The organism is Pseudomonas sp. LBUM1672, from assembly GCF_059695655.1.
Genome location: NZ_CP166781.1, coordinates 3,698,682 through 3,716,217 on the forward strand (window position 1 = coordinate 3,698,682; position 17,536 = coordinate 3,716,217).

Genomic DNA, 17,536 nt, shown 5'->3' on the forward strand with positions numbered 1-17,536 from the left:
ATGGCATCCATCGCCAACGTGCAACGCGTTCGTCCTGCTACGCTTTTGAAGCCTCCAATGGAATCGGGCGATAATCACAAATACGGGGGGAGCCCCTTGACTGTTGAGGTTGCGCAATGTGAGAGCCCAATTTATCAGCGCCGTCGTTACCCTGACCATGATCGGTGTGACGACTTATGGATTTATAGAGTGGGACGCTGGCGAGCGCGCACGCCGGGATGCGGTGTGCAAGGCAGCGAAGGAACACAAGGAAACAGTGGAAATTCGCGCGCGGGCGATGGCTGCCGGGTTGTCTGTTGATGCTTATGCCGAGGCCGAGAAGGCGGAAGTCGGCAAATTGGTCAGCTCCCTGGATAACGCGAAGAATGATGCAGAGGTTGAAGCGGTCATAGACGCCCACGCCGCCGAGTTGCAGGCGCAGGACGCCGCCACCGATGCGGAATTGAAAAACCAGGGGAGCCAGCAATTCCTCGAACAGAAGTTCAAGGAACAGCGGATAAGCACGGACATCAAGCAGGAAATTGAACGCGCCGAGAAGGCGGTGGCGGACGCCTGTAGTTAGTTCAGGCTGCGGTTTGTTTCCCTTTTATGGCGATCCAGCCTAGCGTGTGCAACAGCTTCGATGAGCAGCTTTATCCCCGTGGGCTCGCTTGATTACTGCTGCGGCGCAACCATCCGGAAGCGGATATTGATGTCGTCGGAAACGACGGTGTCGCCCCATTCACCCTCGCCGACCTTGAAATCGCTACGCTTGAGCGTTAACCGGCCATCGAAGATCCCGATGGCGTTCTCCTCTTTGAGCAGGACTGGAACGGCCACCTCACGGGTGACGCCCCTGAGCGTGAGTTTGCCGGTGATCGAATAGCGGTTGTCACCCAGCGTTTTCACGCCGGTCGACTCAAACGTCGCATCGGGGTACTTCTGCGTGTCGAACCAGGCAGGCTTTTGCAGTTCGGTGTTGGCGTCTTCGCTGCCGGCATCGATGCTGTCGAGCTGGATGGTGAGCGCAGTGTGGCCCGCTTCGGGGTTGGCCGTGTCGAAATCAAGCGTGGCCTTGAACGTGCCAAACGTGCCGTACACCCGCGCGCTGAACTGTTTGTAGGTGAATGAGATCATGCTGGCGGTTTCATTCACTTGCGTGTATTCGGCCGCTTCGGCACAGGGAAAAAAGCCGAAGACAAGCGCAGCAGCCAGTACGGAAAACGACGGGAATCGAGAATTCATGGAGCGCTCCAGTCGTGGCCCACGCGGGCCAGCGATAGGTGGACTAAAGCAAAGAACCTTTGTTTATTCCACCTCGGACCGGGACTTCCGACCACCTGTCGGCCAACGCGACTCATCGCCCGATGCGGCCGCCCGCGCAGGTATTTAATGAATCAAGCACTCATCGCATCGGGAGACTGGACATGAAAATCGTCGTCATCGGTGGCACCGGGCTGATCGGCAGCAAGCTCTGCCAGAACCTGCAGGACCTGGGGCATGAAGCCCTGGCGGCATCGCCGAGCACCGGCGTCAATGTCATCAGCGGTGAAGGGGTGAAAGAGGCGTTGAAAGGCGCGGACGTGGTAGTCGACGTGTCGAACTCACCCTCCTTCGAGGACCACGCGGCGTTGCACTTCTTCGAAACCGCCGGGCATAACCTGATCGCGGCGGAGAAGATCGACGGCGTCAAACACCATGTCGCCCTGTCGGTGGTCGGCACCGAACGGATGCTCGACAGTGGTTATTTCCGGGCGAAGATGGCCCAGGAAAAACTCATCAAGAAGTCAGGCATTCCCTACACCATCCTGCGGGCCACGCAGTTCTTCGAGTTCATTCATGCCATTGCTCACTCCGGGCGTGAGGAAGGCGACACCATCCATTTGACGTCCGCCGCGCTGCAACCGGTGGCCTCGACCGATGTCGCGGCGGCACTCACGGACATCGCGCTGAAAGCGCCGGTCAATCAGACCGTCGAAGTGGCCGGCCCTGAAAACCGCCCCCTCATCGAGTTCGCGAGCGATTACTTGAAGCATACAAAGGACCCGCGCCAGACCGTGTTGGACGACACGGTTCCTTACTTTGGTGCGTCGATCAATGACCAGTCGCTGACACCAGGTGCCAATCCGATCATCGGTGCGACGCGGTTTCAGGACTGGCTTGAGAGCCACTAGGCGACAACGCCAGATCAAATGGTAAGGCGTGGCCGTTGCGCTAGACCACCGCCTCCAGCGAGCCCACGCACAGGAAAATGATCAATGAGGTCAGGATCCATTCCCTGCTCATGAGCAGCCCGGACACTTTCATCAGCAGGCCAGCTCTACGCCTGGCATTGCGATTAAATGCCTGCCAACGATGCTGCCGAAATTTCCGTAGCCACCGATCACCATTACCCTGAGTATCATTCAACGCTTTCCTTGACCAGATCGTGTAACCAACCGCCCGAAAGCGGGAGCGGCAGAGCCTTGCTTAATTCGAATGGGCAGGCAAGCAGCTTGCGCAATTAACTGCGCCTCATTTTCGGTATTAGACGCTTGCGAAGTGACAAACAATAATGGTGCTTCCTTATAACCAAGCACCCATAAAATCGATAAATTCCGGCAAAAACCGACTAAACAACTGTCAGTTCTTACAGGTTCTTCCAAGTCTAACCTCGATTACCCTTAAACAGTACGTTGCGACAAATCACTCACAACTGTAGTCGAAAGGAACTCTAATTATGAGCGAACGGCTAAATTCAAATAATAAGTGGGCTCGCACCCAAAAAGCTTTCCACTCTCAATGGGGAAATCAGAATCAAGTTGTGGAAGTTCGCGATTCAGATTCCAGCCCCCAAGACGGTGAGGGCGAGTGGCATAATTGTTACGTTCACACTCAGGTGGGTTGGTATTTCATAAATAATATTTTTGTCAGCTCATCTCAAATGTTCAGCTACCAGAAAGCCATCCCAACGGGCAAACTATTAAACCCCAAACTTGCAACAGTAAAACTCATCCTCTGCGAAGGGTATGAAACACACCAATATTATGAAATCATGGTGGACATTAACAACACCAGCTTCGAAGAACTGAAGAACATGATACCTGTATTTGCAAAAGAACACTTCATCAAAAGCATTAACTATGAAGTTCTTGCAATGGGTGGAACTGACACAATCACTCGCGAGAGTGTAGAAACAACCAACACGCAAACTTACATAGAAAAAGAAGCACTGGGTAGAAAGCTATGGAGTGCATCTCATAAAAAACCATACGAGTACTACCTGAGTGGAAAAAAATTCACAGAAAATGAAAAAGTAATCAACATCACAGATGGCCCATATGATTTATTGACTTGGTTTCATTACTGGACAAACACGATAGTCGTGGACATGAGAAGAACAGGGAATGAGCAAATTGGAGGCATTACGTGGTGGGAATGGGTACTTGGCGCAGTCTGTAAATAACACACGCAAAATCGGGTGAACACGTAGCGCGTCCTCATTGAGAATCTGGATGCCGCCGCAGGCAATCGCGCCCATCGCGAACTCTTCATGGGAAGGAACGCCCAGCTTGCGCACCAGCATCAGGTCGAGGCGGATCTCCAGCGCAGCAGCCACTTCATAAGCCACCGGCACTCCGCCCTGGGGCAAGGCGAGGATGATGACGTCAGGGCGATGCGCGTATTTGCGCAACGGTTCCACCAGACGCCGACCGACAGCGGCCCGGTCCTGCAGGATGGTGGGCGATGGACTCCATTGGAAAACCTCCCAGGCGATCACGCCTGTCGGTTCGCGGCTCGGGTCACTCAGGATTGTTGGTCGGACAGCGGCTTGCATCAAGTTCAGACCTGAGTTACCCGCGGCGTCAGCGCGAACTCATACAGGGCTCTTCACAGAGGTATTGAATACCTGGAAGCATGCGGCCTTCTTACTTAAAACCAAGCGACCTCCTTGATGCAGGCTTTTATGATCACCTGCACTAAGAAGGTCGCGCTTTTCAGGCTCAGGACAAGCCCGCAAGTTTTACGCAGTGAACCGGCCTATCGTGCGCTCGCTACTGTCCCCGGAGAAATAACGATGGCGTCCTGTGTTTTCAGACGCTGAGTCAATGCCAGCATCGTTAGGAAGCCCAGTGCAATCAGGAGCGGATATGCCATCAACAGTTCTGAGAGAGAGTATTTCCAGGCCAACGGGCGACCGACACCCAGCATGGCCGCATACATCCAGGATACGGCCGACAGCGAGCCACAGAACAGCGCCATCATCCGTGCGCTGAACCCGAGATTGAGCAACGAGCCGGCCTTTTGCAGCGAGGGCAGTACCAGGCGATGCAACATGAGGCCGTTATAACTCAGCAACACGACAATAATTACTTTGGCGTGAAGCTTCGGATTCATAAAGTAATTCATACCTTTTTCGAGGTAATCAATACCGATGATAGCGGCACCCGTCACCCACAACGCTATCAATGCAGCGATGACAGACTTCTGCAGACTTTCCATGTGAGCATTATCATGCTCCGTGAATGTTTTTCGTTTCAACAAGTCTCTGACCATCGCAACATCACTGGTCAATACCAAACCAATGGCCACACAACACGACACTAAATGAACGTAAATAACGCCCAATCGCAAAAATTCCATGCACTCTTTATTTTCGAGCAGGCTCATAATTGTATTTATCGCCACGGTACTTTCTCCACCTTATTCGATAGTACAGATCGATATTAAACAGGGTATTAAACTCTTCGAAACCCTGCGCGATCTTACTTTTATAAGATATGCCAACTCATCGACTTGGCACTGCTTAGCCCATTGGTTCGCCTGGCAAATCAATGACCGGCTTATTTGTTGCCTCCTGAATTTCGGGTAAAAAAATCCCCATTAGCATTCAATGCACATGAGGTTAATTTTCCACTTCTTTTCTGCGGCTGCAGGAGCAGGTCTTGGGTGACGTGCTGCAGGATCAGAGGCCAGGGATCCCGGAATGTTCATTTTTTGAGCAGCGCACCGACAAACGGCGGTTATTGTGAACGTCTCACGCGCCGGTACTAACGTATCAACTTCTCTGTCAGCCCCATGACAACTGGTCTAGTGAATTACAGGGATTTCCAATAGTGTTCATTGGATCCATTAGTTGTTAGGTTACTTACGAAAAGTGCAATAACGATCTGCTCGCATTTAGGACTTCTGCCACTGAAACAGTCATACTTTTACCATTCCACTCGCCGAGAAAAGTGAAGACCTGATTACTGGCGGAACTTGCGTCGCAGGTCCGGACATCAATCAGGGACAGATCGTTGGGGTCGCTCCCCTACACCAACCTCTCGATCTTCTGATGCTGCCAGACCATTTTGTAATACGCCGTCTGCAACACCAGCATCCCCAGATACGCTACCGGAAACGCCATCCACACGCCCTCCAACCCGAACCGCGCGTCCAGCACATACGCCACCGGCAACTGCACGCCGACCACGCAAAAAATCGAAATCGCCATCGGCACCAGCACCGAACCGCTGGCGCGCATGATGCCGCCGACAATCGCCTGGAAGCCGAACACCAGCAGACTCCAGAGCATGATGTGCAACAGATGCTCAGCCTTCGCCCGGGTGGAATCCTCCGTGAGAAACAACCCCAGCAACCAGTGCGACAGCAGATAACCCAACACCACCAGGCCACCGGTCAGGCACACGTTGATCAACAGCCCGGTGCGCAGAATCGGCCCCATTCGCTCAAGGCGCCCTGCCCCGATCGCCTGAGCACCAAGGATCGACGCCGTGATCGCAATCGACAACGCCGGAAACTGCACGTAATTGACGATCTGCGTCACCGCGCCATACGCCGCCGTCGCCTGCGAACCGTGCTGATTGACCAGCGCCAGAATCACCAGCTCCGACACCGACAACACCACCATCTGCAACCCGGTCGGCAAGCCGATGCGCAACACCTTGCCGAGAATCACCAGGTCAAGGCGCATCGCCGCAAACATCTCCCGATCCGGCGCCAACGGATGCCCCTTGCGAATCAACCGCCACGCCAGCCACCCCATCGCCGACAAATTCCCCGCCAACCCGGCGTACGCCGCGCTCTGAATCCCCATCATCGGCAACCCGAACCAACCGCGAATCAGCGCCGGCGTCAGCGCCAAGCCGATACACGTCGACACCACCAAGGCGATCAGCGGCGACACCGTATCGCTTACCCCGCGCAGCAGTTGAGTGAAGAGCACGTAGACCAGCAGCGACGGCATGATCCACATCATCACGTGGGCGTAGGACACCGCGTCGTCGAGGACGTCGGCCGGCGTGCCCAAGCCTTGCAGGGCGGGCCTGGCGAAAACGCTGCCCAATATCGCCGCGACCAGGCCGATCATTGCGCCCAGCAGCAAAGTGGTGCCGGCGATGGTTTTCACCAGATGCGGTTCACGCGCGCCCCAGGCTTGGCCGATCAGCACACCCGCCCCCGCGCCGAGGCCGATGACCAGGGCGATGAAGAAGAAGACGATGGGGAACATGCCGGAGACGGCGGCCAGGGCTTGGACGCCCAGCATTTGGCCGATGTAGATGCTGTTGATGGTGCCCGACATGGATTGGAGGAAATTGGAGAGGACCATCGGAGCGAGGAAAAGGAGGTAGGTTTTCCAGAGGGAGTGTTGAGTGGTGGGGGTTTGCATTGAGGTTCCGTCTCGGGGCGGGGCTGGCGGTGTGCAAATTCTACGCTAGGGAGCCGACACCAACGCGCTCCGATTTCGAAGATTTAAAATCAATGAAGTTGCCGTTGCCTCTGTAGTTCCCGCTTCAACCAGATGCTTGCCGGTTCTACGCCTTGCGAACATCGCACCTCATACTTGGAACCCGTAAACATTGTCAGCCGATTTATTGATTGGCTATGTCAGCCAGGGTTGATACCAGCCGCTCGACAGAAGTCGCCATTCAATCCCGAGCAATCTTGTCATTTGCCAAGGCTTAGGGCAGGGTCGATACCACTGACATCTCTGCCAAAGGAGTCACCCATGTCAAAGCTATATCCCAGTATCGATCCCGAGGGGCTGGTCGAGTACTCAGTGGTCTACACCGACCGCTCGCTCAACCACATGTCGCAGTCGTTTCAAGGTGTGATGAAGAACATTTCCAAGACCCTGAAACAGGTCTACAACGCCCAGGCTGTAGCGGTGGTCCCGGGCAGCGGCACATTCGGCATGGAAGCGGTGGCGCGACAGTTTGCCACCGACCAGCAATGCCTGGTGATACGCAACGGCTGGTTCAGTTATCGCTGGAGCCAGATCCTTGAGATGGGCAACATCCCGGCGGCCACCACGGTGCTGAAAGCCCGACCGGTCGAGACGGGTCGTCAGGCTGCCTACGCCCCACCCCCTCTGGACGAAGTGCTGGCAGCCATTGAGGCGCAGAAACCGCAGATTGTCTTCGCCCCCCACGTTGAAACCTCATCGGGGATTATCCTGCCCGACGGGTACCTGCGGGCCGTCGGCGACGCCGTGCATGCGGTGGGTGGCCTGTTCGTGCTGGACTGCATCGCCTCAGGCACGCTTTGGGTTGATATGCACAAATGCGCAGTCGACCTGCTGATCAGCGCACCGCAAAAAGGCTGGAGCGCCTCCCCTTGCTGCGCCTTGGTGATGCTCAGTTCCTTGGCCCTCGAGCGCATCGAACAGACGCAGAGCAGCAGCTTCGCCTGCGACCTGAAAAAGTGGCTACAGATCATGCAGGCCTACGAACAGGGCGGACATGCCTACCATGCGACCATGCCCAGCGATTCTCTCGCGCGATTTAACGAAGTGATGAAAGAGACGCAAGCCTACGGTTTCGACAAGGTCCGCGACGAACAACAGGCTCTGGGCGACCGGGTGCGCGCAATGTTGACCGGCAAAGGCATCAAAAGCGTGGCCGCAGCCGGCTTTCAAGCCCCTGGCGTAGTGGTGAGCTACACCGATGATGCCGACATCAAGAGCGGCAAGAAATTTGCCAGCCACGGCCTGCAGATCGCCGCTGGAGTGCCGTTGCAATGCGACGAGCCGGCCGACTTCCAAACCTTCCGCATCGGTCTGTTCGGACTCGAAAAGCTGCACAATATCGAGCGCACGGTCAGCACCCTCGAGCAGGCACTGGACGAGGTGATGGTTAACTAAGCCTCATCTTGCCCGCAACACATACCGAACTCGTGAGTTCACGGAAGGCATCCCCGGACGTCATGTCAGCACCATAAGGGAAGCCCGTGCATGCGTCTTGCTGACACGGGCGCCCTTCAGCGCAATCAGAAAAGGTTTCCAATAAAACCTTTCACGGGGCGGCTGTATGACCTGGATCGACCCTCACACCTGATCCACAGCCTCGACCACGCCCTTATCCTCACCCAGGAACCCGCCGCTTTGATGGTGCCAAAGCCGCGCATAAACGCCGTTCTTCCCAAGCAATTCGGTGTGAGTGCCCTGTTCGATGATGCGCCCGTCATCCATGACGATGAGCCGGTCCATCGCCGCAATCGTGGACAGCCGATGGGCGATCGCGATCACGGTCTTGCCCTGCATCATTTCATCAAGGCTTTCCTGAATGGCGACTTCGACTTCCGAATCCAGCGCGCTGGTGGCCTCGTCAAGCAGCAGGATCGGGGCGTTCTTGAGCATTACCCGGGCAATCGCGACGCGTTGGCGCTGGCCGCCCGACAGCTTGATGCCGCGCTCGCCCACAAGGGTGTCGTAGCCGGTGTGACCTTGCCGGTCGCTCAGTTGGCTGATGAACCCATCAGCCTGGGCACTGGCCGCGGCGCTGCGAATTTGCGCGTCGGTCGCATCGGGACGGCCATAGGCGATGTTGTCGCGAATGGAACGGTGCAGCAGGGAGGTATCCTGCGTGACCATGCCAATGGAGCCGCGCAGGCTGTCTTGCGTCACGTGTGCGATGTTCTGGCCGTCAATGCAAATCTCCCCGCTGTCGACGTCATAGAAGCGCAGCAGCAAGTTGATCAGCGTGGATTTGCCGGCGCCAGAGCGGCCAACCAGGCCGATTTTTTCGCCTGGGCGGATGTTCAGGTTCAGGCCATCGAGCACCTGGCGTTCGCCATTATAGTTGAAGCTCACATTGCTGAAGGTTACCGCCCCGCCGGAGGTCACCAGCACGCCCGCGTCCGGCGCATCCTGCACCTTGGCGCCCTGGGTCAGCGTCGCCATGCCATCCTGCACAGTGCCGATGCTCTCGAACAACGAGGTCATTTGCCACATGATCCAGTGCGACATGCCATTGATACGCAACGCCATGGCAGTGATTGCCGCTACGGCACCTGCGCCGACCTGACCCTGATGCCATAGCCACAGGGCATAACCACCGGCTGCCATGATCAACGCCACCACCAAGGCCTGGTTGACGATCTCGAACTGGCTGACCAGCCGCATCTGGCGGAAGCCGGTTTGCTTGAAATCCTCCATCGCCGCACGCGCGAAGTGCGCTTCACGATTGGAGTGGGAGAATAGCTTCACCGTCGTGATGTTCGTGTAGGCGTCCGAGATACGCCCGGTCATCATCGACCGCGCATTGGCCTGTTCCTGCCCGACTTTTCCCAGACGGGGCACGAAGTACAGCATCGCCAGCCCGAACAACACGATCCAGGCCAGGAAAGGCAGCATCAGTTTCAGAGCGAAGCCGCCGGCCAGTGCAATGATCGCGATGAAATACACCCCGATCCCGGGTGCGATCTCGATAAGGGTGAATAGCACGTCGCGCACCGCTAGCGCCGTCTGCATCACCTTGGTCGTGACTCGGCCGGAAAACTCATCGGAAAAAAACGAAAGGCTTTGTCGCAGCATCAGGCGATGGAAGTCCCAGCGCAGCCGCAACGGCAAGTTAATCGCCAATATCTGGTGCTGCACCATGGTGCGCAACGCCACCAGCCCGACACTGGCCACCATGACGATGCCCATGCCCCACAACACGCGGCTTTCCTGTTCTGCCGCTTCACCGCCGGCCTGCCAGGTCGAGAGCAGGTCCACGACCTGCCCGAGGAAGGAAAACAGCCAGGCTTCGTAAATCGACACACCGGCACTGAGCAGCGCAAGTGCAAGGATGTAACCGCGGGCGCCCCGGGTGCAGGCCCACAGGAAGCGAGCCAGGCCGGCGGGTGGCGGTGGTACCTCGTCAGGAGGAAAAGGGTCGAGTCTTCGTTCAAACGCACGAAGCATGGTGGTCTCCAAAACGATCAAGTTGAGGGGGATTCTGCCATTGATCGGCTGCCTTGAGGGTTTTGCGAACTTGAGGTCGCTCGTGAACAGCGCAAGGCCGCTACAACGCAATGCATCGCAGCGGCTAAGCTTTTTCTAAGGAACCTCGTCGTTCAAGGGAGACTCCATGAGCAGCGCCCCCCTGTCTGAACTGGATGCCGCGCTACCCGGTCTGGCGCGCAAGATCCGCGTACTGGATGCCCTGTCCTGGCCGGATGGCGTCGAGGAAATTTTCCTGGCGCATTGGCGCGCAGGGAAAGCAGCCTTGCCTGAAATCGAGCAGCACCCACGCGAGCACCGGGCCGACATCGCCGCCCTGGAAACCTTTATTGGCCGCTGCGATGAGGGGCATCCGGCCGGGAACTACCTCGCCATGACAGCGCGCAGTTATGCCACGGCCGGACGCATGCTCGGTGCGATTGGCACGCCCGCCTTCACTCAATATTCATCCGCGTTGTACCGGCGCCCGGACTTCTATTATCCGAACCAGAAACTCAGCATGCTGGACGCGGCCAATTTCTTTCTCACCACCACCGACGCCCTGCTGGGTGGTGCCCGGATTCCACCGACTCAGGCTGAAATCCCGGCCGAGGCCTTCGCCGCCTGGATGCAGCCGGAACTGGATCGCTTCTTCGGCGAAGGCCGGGTCACGGTCGTACTCGATCCGACCCTGGCTGCCAAGGCAATCGCCGGGTCAAGCCGCATTCGTCTGCGTAGCGGCGCACTGTTCTCTGAACTGGACAAGAATCAGTTGTTGCAGCATGAGGCCTTCGTGCATGTCGCTACCGCACAAAATGGCGCGCTGCAGCCCAACCTCAAAAGTCTGGGTTTAGGGGCGCCACGCACGACTCAAACTCAGGAAGGCATTGCCACCCTCGCAGAACTGTTCACCGGCAGTATGGACATCAGCCGATTGCGCCGCCTGGCCCTGCGCGTGCTGGCAGTTCAGCAAGCGTTGGACGGCGCCGATTTCATACAAGTATTCGAGGGTTTTCTTGCCGCCGGCCAGTCGCAAGAGGAGTCCTTCCGCTCGACCCAGCGGGTCTTCCGTGGTGCCGACCTGCGGGGTGGTTCGGCGTTTACCAAGGATGCCGCCTACCTGACGGGTTTGCTGGGTGTCCACACCCTGCTGCGCATCGCGATCCGCGACAATCGACCCGAGCTGGTGGGTCATTTGTTTGCGGGACGCCTCAGCCTGGCGGATACCGTACGCCTGGCTCCTCTGTTCGATTCCGGCTGGCTCCAGGGGCCAACCCACCTACCGGCCTGGGCCTGCGATCTACGTCTGCTCGCCGCCAACCTGGCCTTCTCCGCTTTTATCGCCCAGATAAAACTGGATGTGCTCGATCTGGAGGTGCTCATGGCCTTTGCCGATGAACACGAAAACGATGCGAGCGCGATGTGATCACGGTACCGATACATTCGCCCTGTTTCAGGAGGGAAAAATCATGCGAAGGATGATCGCAACGGGAGCGCTCTTGCTGGCCTTGGGCGGGTGCGTAACATCACCTATGCGGGTTTCTGATGCGCGGCAAGTGCCGCCCAGTGAGATGTACGCGATCAAAAGCCAGGGTACGAACGATCCTGGACGCCTGACCATTCTCCGTGATGACGGGTTTGTCGGTGCGGGATGTGACGCCATGTTCTACATTGAGGGTCAGCGCGCCGCCAAGATAGGTCCCGGTCAAAAGGCCTCTTTCCTTTTGCCGGCCGGCGAAGTGAATCTCGGCACCGGGCTCGCCGAGTCTGGACTATGTGCGGGTGCTGCGATCAAAACCGTTGCGGCCAAGATCAAGTCAGGGAAAGAAGTGATTTATCGAATCAACTGGGATACGCAAGGGTTCGACTTGGGGCCCTACGTTGAATATGGACGTTGAGCCCAGACGGTTACGGCCTGTTTCGCACGCCAGACCACCTCTCCTGTTCCGATGTTGTTTTATTTCAGTTCCGTTCGTATCTCGGTTCCGGGTACGAAAAGTTTACCGGGATCATCGACCTGTTTCAGGTCAACCAAGGCTCGGCAAATGCAATGTGAGAATTGTTTTTGCAACGTTTCGGGGTCTTGCCATGCCATTTGCGAGGCTTGCAAATGCTGTGCATCGGGCGATTTATAGCAGACGCAATTGTCCAGTCGGGTGACGCCATTGTCATTGGTGCTCTGACACGCAGTGGTCAGCAAAGAGATCGCGATGAGCATGACGAAACGTTTCATTGGCTCCCCTCCGAGGCTGTTGTGAAGGGCTGATGCTCAAGATCGGGCTAGCTCGCTGAAGGCGGTTAAACGCCATGGCCGCAAAGCCCAATCTGCTCAATAAGCCCGACAGTAGAAAGAAGCTTAGCTCTCATTTTGCGTCGCTCCATCAGCTGACTGTTTTTCGCCGATCCCGGTCGTTAAAAGGCTCGTATTCAACACCCATTTTCTGTCCCTCCCCACTCGGCTGTTTTGCAGAGCGTGGCAGCTTTGACATAGACAACTGCCCGGTTTGATCTAGCCTTGAATGAGATCACGCGGGAGAAAACCCCATGCCCCTCGCTCTCAGAAATCTATCCGCCCTGGCGTTGGGTGCGTTCTTTTGCATCGCCGCGTGGGGTCAAGAGGTAGCCGACACCCATCAGCCACCGGCCATACTCCCAGTGGAATCTGAGACGGGGCCAAAACTCATTGCCTATCCGCCGCTCCCCGCGCCGCTGGCCCGCGGCGTTGTCATCATCCAGTATCGAACTGAGCACGCCCGGATCATGCCGGTATTTGGCAAAACGGCTGTGGAAGTTTCACCACGGCTCGGCCACCTGCATGTGACCGTCGACGACTGGAAAGGTACATGGGCGCACACCAGTGAAGATCCGATTATTTTGGTTGGGCTGACGCCTGGGGCTCATAAGGTGCTTCTTGAAGTGGCTGATCCGAGTCATAAGATTTTGACGAGTACGGTGGTGAGTTTTGAGGTTCCGGAGAAGAAGCCGTGAATTAAGGGGACTCGCTGATTTGGGGCACGCCATCATCAAATAGATCTGTCACCTTTGCCTCACACTACAAACATCCCGTCCTCATCAAGGAGCAATAGATTGAGCAATGGACCTTTCATTTACAGCGCGATGCTGTTTGCAACGTTGCTATCCCCGTTGACAGATGTGTTAGCCGAAAACATGAAGTGGGTGACAACAGACCGCACCGATCGACGAACCTGTCCGTCAACAAAATGTGGCGTTGCTGGTCACCTGATGTTTCGGGAGGGTGTCGACATTCTGGAAACAAAAAACGGCTGGAGTCGAATTACCAAAACCTACTCCGCATCCTGCGCAGGGGGCAAAAGTGGCTACGTTAAGGAAGGTAACAGCGCCTGCACCAGCGCCAATGGAATCCAAAATGGAAAATTCGCGGAATGGGTGCAAAACAAGGATTTGAGTCCGAAGCGGCCCGATGATCCAGGTGAAGGGGCAACCGGTGACCATTCACTTGTCAGCGGCTCAGACGATTATCGTCTCTACAAAGACCAGTTCGCCAAGACTGCTCGCAAGTTGATCAATGACGGCATTTGTACGGGGGCGGACTTCAAAGAGATGGGTGGATGGATGGCTTCTACCAATCGCGGGAAAGGGATGTACTTTACGTATTGCGGTGGCATGACGTTGAGCAACAAGGTCTATCTCGACGCTAACTCAGGAGAGGTCAGCCGATAGCTGACAAAGGTGTCGGATCTGGTCCTACACTTTTCTCGGAATCCCTCACCTTGCCCGCCGTTCCGATGAAGCTTATAGTCCGCCCGTCGTCCAAAATGGCGATCGGGTTTGGCGACCCGAGATACGAGTGCGAGGGCGTCCTGCTTATTTGCAGGCGTCATCGCATCCGCAAAACTGCAGTTCTATGGCGGTTGTGCGCGGGAGACCTTCGGGTCTGCCGGTTACTCGTTTCCGGTTCGCCAACCTGCGCACAACTGCCACCTTATTCGTTTGGCGACGATTCGTTGGCAGTCTCAACAAACTAAACGAGATTTTATCTATGGAAAGATACATGCCCCTCACCGGAATCGACCTGATCCCGGCCTCCCTGCTCATCGACACCCAAGCTCCACTCGACGTCCTGCAAGCCATGGCCGATTACCGCATTCGCACGGTCACGCAGGTGCTGGAAAACATCGCCTTCCGCGCCGAGCTCGGTTGCGACACGGTAGTGTTGACGGACTTTTCCAAACTGCTGGCCATTCCATTGCGCGATGGCTGTGATTTGATGGATGTGATCGGCCGACGCTTGCGGGCGCAGGCATCTGAGTAAATGAAAGCGGGCGCCATGACGGCGCCCGCTTTTGTGTCCGCAATCAAAGAAGTGCGCCAGCCTCCCTCAGACTTGCCAGTTCTGAGGGAAATCGAAGATTGTGTGCGGAAATGGCTGAAGCGGAGGTTTTCGCATGGCCAACTTCTCAATGGTCGAGAGTACATCGCAGCCGTCTACTCTCCAGGCAAACCCATCTCTCAACAGTTTGGATGAATTCAAAAATGGGTCAGATGACTGAACAATTGATCGACGTTCTGGATCAACTCGCCACCGTGCTTGAAAGCGATGGAGATACTCACTGGAGCCAATGGATGCGCAAGTCCAAGGCCCACTTGATGAACTCTGATTACTACGGGGTTGAATACTTTCTGTCAGCCTTTGGTGGAATGGGCTCGCTCAATGACCTGATCCTTGGGCAACACCGCGTCGATGGTGTTTGGGGCTGGAAGCCTGGGCATGTCGAGCTCAACGAAGAATTCAATGCTTTATGCAGCAAAGCCACAACGCTCGCCCGAGCCATACAACGTACGCAGTAAAATATAACTGTCCCCGCTTTATAGTTTCGCTAAACCCTGAAAAATCAGGAGCCAAACCATGAGCAAACAACCCCAACCCCGCAGCCGCTCCAACCCTCAACCCCGATCCCGTCCGGTCGTGCCAAACCTGCCCAGCAAAACCGGTAACAAGTCCGGGGGCTTACGTGGCAACTACCCGCCGAATAAGCATTGATCTCTCGGATCCCATCGGCAATAAATCCGAAATCATCTGGCCGGCCTCCCCTGCCTCACGGTATTTACCGTCGAACCAGCCCAGCGCCCAGAGGTCAAAGCAGTTGATGGCATCGCCAATGATCTAAGGCCTCTCGCCTATTTCATTCAAGGACGAAGCCAGTCGTTCACACACTGTAGGGTGCGCCGGATAAATTTCAGTAGGCTCGAACTCTGCTCAGGGCAGGGGCTGACTGCTGCTCACATCCAATGCTCCCTTATCGGAGTACGAAAATGACTCAGTCAATGCGGTTCTTCCTATCCATAGTCCTCGCGACTGCCTCACTGGCATCGGCGAGTTTCCTGAACACTGCCGGTGCGGCAACCGCCGAGGACCTGAATACCGACTCTCGGCAAGCGTTGCAAACGCTCTACAAGACTCATCCATTTGCCGAGACCATGTCGCACAACGCCAAAGCGATACTGGTTTTCCCGAAAATCATCAAGGCAGGCCTTGTGTTTGGCGGCAGCTATGGCGAAGGCGTTTTGTTCAAAGGCAAGACCGTTGAGGGTTATTACAACTCCGTCACCGGATCATGGGGGTTGCAGGCCGGTGCCCAGTCGTATGGCTATGTGGTTTTCCTCATGACCGACAAAGCCGTGAACTATGTTCGCGAAACCAAGGGGTGGGAACTCGGCGTAGGGCCCACCGTCGTTGTAGTGGATGAAGGGATCTCGAAGAACCTGTCCAGTTCGACACTGAAGGACGATGCCTACGCGTTCATATTTGACCAGCAAGGGTTAATGGCCGGAGTCAGCATCGAGGGCACGAAGATTTCCCTGATCAAGCGCTGAAATCCGTCTATCAAGGCGCCTTGCGTTGTCTGCAAGACGCCCCGACAGCGCGTTATCACCGTCCTCGCCAAGAGGTGGCCTGATGAGTCTTCTAACCAGATGCAAGGGTGTATGTATTCCTCTGGTGCTGTGCGTGGCGGTGTTCCTGACAGTGGTGATTTCCTGCAGTACATTGCCGAGGATAGTGCCCGACATGGCTCGCGCGCCCTCTGCGCCAGTGCAACTGGACGGGGTCCACGGACCTCTGTCAGCCGAGCGCAGCAAAGCCATTCTCGACCGACTCAAGTCCACAGGCGCAGAAACCAACATCTTCGATGTGCACCTCGCTATCGAAGAATCCGTTGTCGGTAGTCCGCTAACGGAAGGAAACAAGGTCGACTTGCTGCAGGACGGCCCCACCACCTACCAGTCGATGATCAAAGCCGTGGAAGGTGCGCGCGACCACATCAACATGGAGACCTACATCCTCGACGATGATGAAGTCGGCCAGCGCTTCGCCGCCGCACTGATCGCTCAGCAACACAAAGGTGTGCAGGTCAATCTGATCCGTGACAGCGTCGGAACCCTTGGAACACCCTCAGCGTTTTTCGCTCGATTGACCGAAGCGGGCATCAAGGTGCTGGAGTACAACCCGGTCAATCCGGCGACGGCCAAAGCGGGCTGGGACGTGAACCAGCGCGACCACCGAAAGCTGCTGATAGTGGACGGCCGTGTTGCCTTTCTTGGCGGGATCAACATCAGCAGCGTCTATTCGGGGGGCTCGTTCAGCACTCACTCGAAAACTCGCCCCACTGGTGATTTGCCCTGGCGCGATACCGACTTGCGCATCGAGGGGCCGGTGGTTGCGGATCTGCAGAAGCTGTTCATCGAAACATGGACGACCCAGAAAGGTGAACCCCTCGCCGCTCGCGACTACTTTCCGCCACAGGAGCGCAAAGGCACCGAGGTGGTTCGCGCCATCGGCAGCTCGCCAGATGAGCCGTTCAGCCTGATCTACGCGACGCTGATTTCGGCGCTGCATAGCGCGCAGACCGAGATATGGCTGACGAACGCCTACTTTGTGCCCGATCCGCAGTTGTTGGCGGCACTCAAGGAGGCGGCGGCCCGTGGCGTCGACGTCAAGCTGGTGCTGCCCAGCAGCACTGATTCGTCGCTGGTGTTTCATGCCGGACGCGCTTACTACAGCGAGCTTCTGAAGGCCAACGTCAAGCTTTACGAACGCCGTGACGCGCTGCTCCACGTCAAGACGGCAGTCATCGATGGCGTGTGGTCGAGTGTCGGCTCCACCAACCTCGACTGGCGCAGCTTTCTGCACAACGATGAAGTCAACGTGGTTGTGCTGGGCACCGGGTTCGGAAAAAAGATGCAGGCGGCATTCATGGCTGATCTGGCGAAGTCGAACGAAATCAAGCTGGAAAAGTGGCAGCGCCGCTCGCTCGCGGTGAGAGCCAAAGAGCAGATGGCGCGACTCTGGGAATACTGGCTCTGAGTCGAGTCGCGCATCGCCGGGATGCG

At 56.5% G+C, this 17,536-nt stretch carries 17 protein-coding genes and 1 pseudogene; 12 read left to right on the forward strand and 6 right to left on the reverse strand.

Features of this window, described 5'->3' with window-relative positions:
- Positions 1 to 118: 118 nt before the first annotated feature.
- On the forward strand, positions 119 to 562 hold the full coding sequence (locus ACA053_RS16730) for a hypothetical protein (RefSeq protein WP_497393142.1): 444 nt from the start codon (positions 119 to 121) through the stop codon (positions 560 to 562).
- Between the two features lie 92 nt (positions 563 to 654).
- Here the strand turns inward: ACA053_RS16730 and ACA053_RS16735 are convergent, their stop codons facing one another.
- Positions 655 to 1,224 (reverse strand): YceI family protein, encoded by a 570-nt coding sequence (locus tag ACA053_RS16735; RefSeq protein ID WP_497393143.1) that lies wholly within the window; start codon positions 1,222 to 1,224, stop codon positions 655 to 657.
- Positions 1,225 to 1,406: 182 nt separating this feature from the next.
- Between ACA053_RS16735 and ACA053_RS16740 the strand changes: the two genes are divergently transcribed.
- Positions 1,407 to 2,153, forward strand: a complete 747-nt coding sequence (locus ACA053_RS16740; protein ID WP_497393144.1) for an SDR family oxidoreductase — start codon at positions 1,407 to 1,409, stop codon at positions 2,151 to 2,153.
- A gap of 545 nt (positions 2,154 to 2,698) precedes the next feature.
- Positions 2,699 to 3,424 (forward strand): hypothetical protein, encoded by a 726-nt coding sequence (locus ACA053_RS16745; RefSeq protein ID WP_497393145.1) that lies wholly within the window; start codon positions 2,699 to 2,701, stop codon positions 3,422 to 3,424.
- On the opposite strand, the pseudogene ACA053_RS16750 reads toward ACA053_RS16745, so the two are convergent.
- The 3 genes and pseudogenes from ACA053_RS16750 to ACA053_RS16760 all read right to left on the reverse strand — a co-directional run.
- Positions 3,419 to 3,736: pseudogene (locus tag ACA053_RS16750) on the reverse strand (phosphoribosyltransferase); the annotation flags it as partial. The gene ACA053_RS16745 and the pseudogene ACA053_RS16750 overlap by 6 nt on opposite strands.
- Before the next feature lie 263 nt (positions 3,737 to 3,999).
- Positions 4,000 to 4,647: a hypothetical protein gene (locus ACA053_RS16755; RefSeq protein WP_109632419.1), complete on the reverse strand. Its 648-nt coding sequence runs from the start codon at positions 4,645 to 4,647 to the stop codon at positions 4,000 to 4,002.
- A 625-nt stretch (positions 4,648 to 5,272) separates the two neighbouring features.
- Positions 5,273 to 6,631, reverse strand: coding sequence for an MATE family efflux transporter (locus ACA053_RS16760; RefSeq protein ID WP_109632421.1), 1,359 nt, complete (start codon positions 6,629 to 6,631; stop codon positions 5,273 to 5,275).
- A 339-nt stretch (positions 6,632 to 6,970) separates the two neighbouring features.
- Between ACA053_RS16760 and ACA053_RS16765 the strand changes: the two genes are divergently transcribed.
- On the forward strand, positions 6,971 to 8,104 hold the full coding sequence (locus ACA053_RS16765) for an aminotransferase class V-fold PLP-dependent enzyme (protein WP_497393146.1): 1,134 nt from the start codon (positions 6,971 to 6,973) through the stop codon (positions 8,102 to 8,104).
- A 183-nt stretch (positions 8,105 to 8,287) separates the two neighbouring features.
- Here the strand turns inward: ACA053_RS16765 and ACA053_RS16770 are convergent, their stop codons facing one another.
- On the reverse strand, positions 8,288 to 10,147 hold the full coding sequence (locus tag ACA053_RS16770) for an ABC transporter ATP-binding protein (protein ID WP_497393147.1): 1,860 nt from the start codon (positions 10,145 to 10,147) through the stop codon (positions 8,288 to 8,290).
- A 166-nt stretch (positions 10,148 to 10,313) separates the two neighbouring features.
- Here ACA053_RS16770 and ACA053_RS16775 point away from each other — a divergent pair, with 166 nt between their 5' ends.
- Both ACA053_RS16775 and ACA053_RS16780 read left to right on the forward strand, forming a co-directional pair.
- Positions 10,314 to 11,591, forward strand: coding sequence for a peptidase MATCAP family protein (locus tag ACA053_RS16775; protein ID WP_497393148.1), 1,278 nt, complete (start codon positions 10,314 to 10,316; stop codon positions 11,589 to 11,591).
- A 43-nt stretch (positions 11,592 to 11,634) separates the two neighbouring features.
- Positions 11,635 to 12,063: a hypothetical protein gene (locus tag ACA053_RS16780; RefSeq protein ID WP_497393149.1), complete on the forward strand. Its 429-nt coding sequence runs from the start codon at positions 11,635 to 11,637 to the stop codon at positions 12,061 to 12,063.
- A gap of 59 nt (positions 12,064 to 12,122) precedes the next feature.
- Here ACA053_RS16780 and ACA053_RS16785 read toward each other — a convergent pair whose 3' ends face one another.
- Positions 12,123 to 12,398: a hypothetical protein gene (locus ACA053_RS16785; protein WP_497393150.1), complete on the reverse strand. Its 276-nt coding sequence runs from the start codon at positions 12,396 to 12,398 to the stop codon at positions 12,123 to 12,125.
- 311 nt (positions 12,399 to 12,709) lie between these two features.
- Between ACA053_RS16785 and ACA053_RS16790 the strand changes: the two genes are divergently transcribed.
- The 6 genes from ACA053_RS16790 (at position 12,710) to cls (ending at position 17,510) form a co-directional block, all read left to right on the forward strand.
- Positions 12,710 to 13,153 carry a DUF6130 family protein gene (locus ACA053_RS16790; protein WP_497393151.1) on the forward strand — a complete coding sequence of 148 codons (444 nt, stop codon included), beginning with the start codon at positions 12,710 to 12,712 and terminating at the stop codon, positions 13,151 to 13,153.
- A gap of 99 nt (positions 13,154 to 13,252) precedes the next feature.
- Entirely contained in the window at positions 13,253 to 13,867 is a 615-nt protein-coding gene (locus ACA053_RS16795; RefSeq protein ID WP_497393152.1) for an SH3 domain-containing protein, read from the forward strand.
- A 319-nt stretch (positions 13,868 to 14,186) separates the two neighbouring features.
- On the forward strand, positions 14,187 to 14,459 hold the full coding sequence (locus tag ACA053_RS16800) for a hypothetical protein (RefSeq protein WP_497393153.1): 273 nt from the start codon (positions 14,187 to 14,189) through the stop codon (positions 14,457 to 14,459).
- A gap of 221 nt (positions 14,460 to 14,680) precedes the next feature.
- Complete coding sequence (locus ACA053_RS16805; RefSeq protein WP_497393154.1) at positions 14,681 to 14,995, forward strand: DUF6966 domain-containing protein; 315 nt, start codon at positions 14,681 to 14,683, stop codon at positions 14,993 to 14,995.
- Positions 14,996 to 15,460: 465 nt separating this feature from the next.
- Positions 15,461 to 16,021 carry a lipid-binding SYLF domain-containing protein gene (locus ACA053_RS16810; RefSeq protein WP_109632458.1) on the forward strand — a complete coding sequence of 187 codons (561 nt, stop codon included), beginning with the start codon at positions 15,461 to 15,463 and terminating at the stop codon, positions 16,019 to 16,021.
- Positions 16,022 to 16,103: 82 nt separating this feature from the next.
- Positions 16,104 to 17,510: a cardiolipin synthase gene (gene cls, locus ACA053_RS16815; RefSeq protein ID WP_497393155.1), complete on the forward strand. Its 1,407-nt coding sequence runs from the start codon at positions 16,104 to 16,106 to the stop codon at positions 17,508 to 17,510.
- Positions 17,511 to 17,536 lie beyond the last annotated feature (26 nt).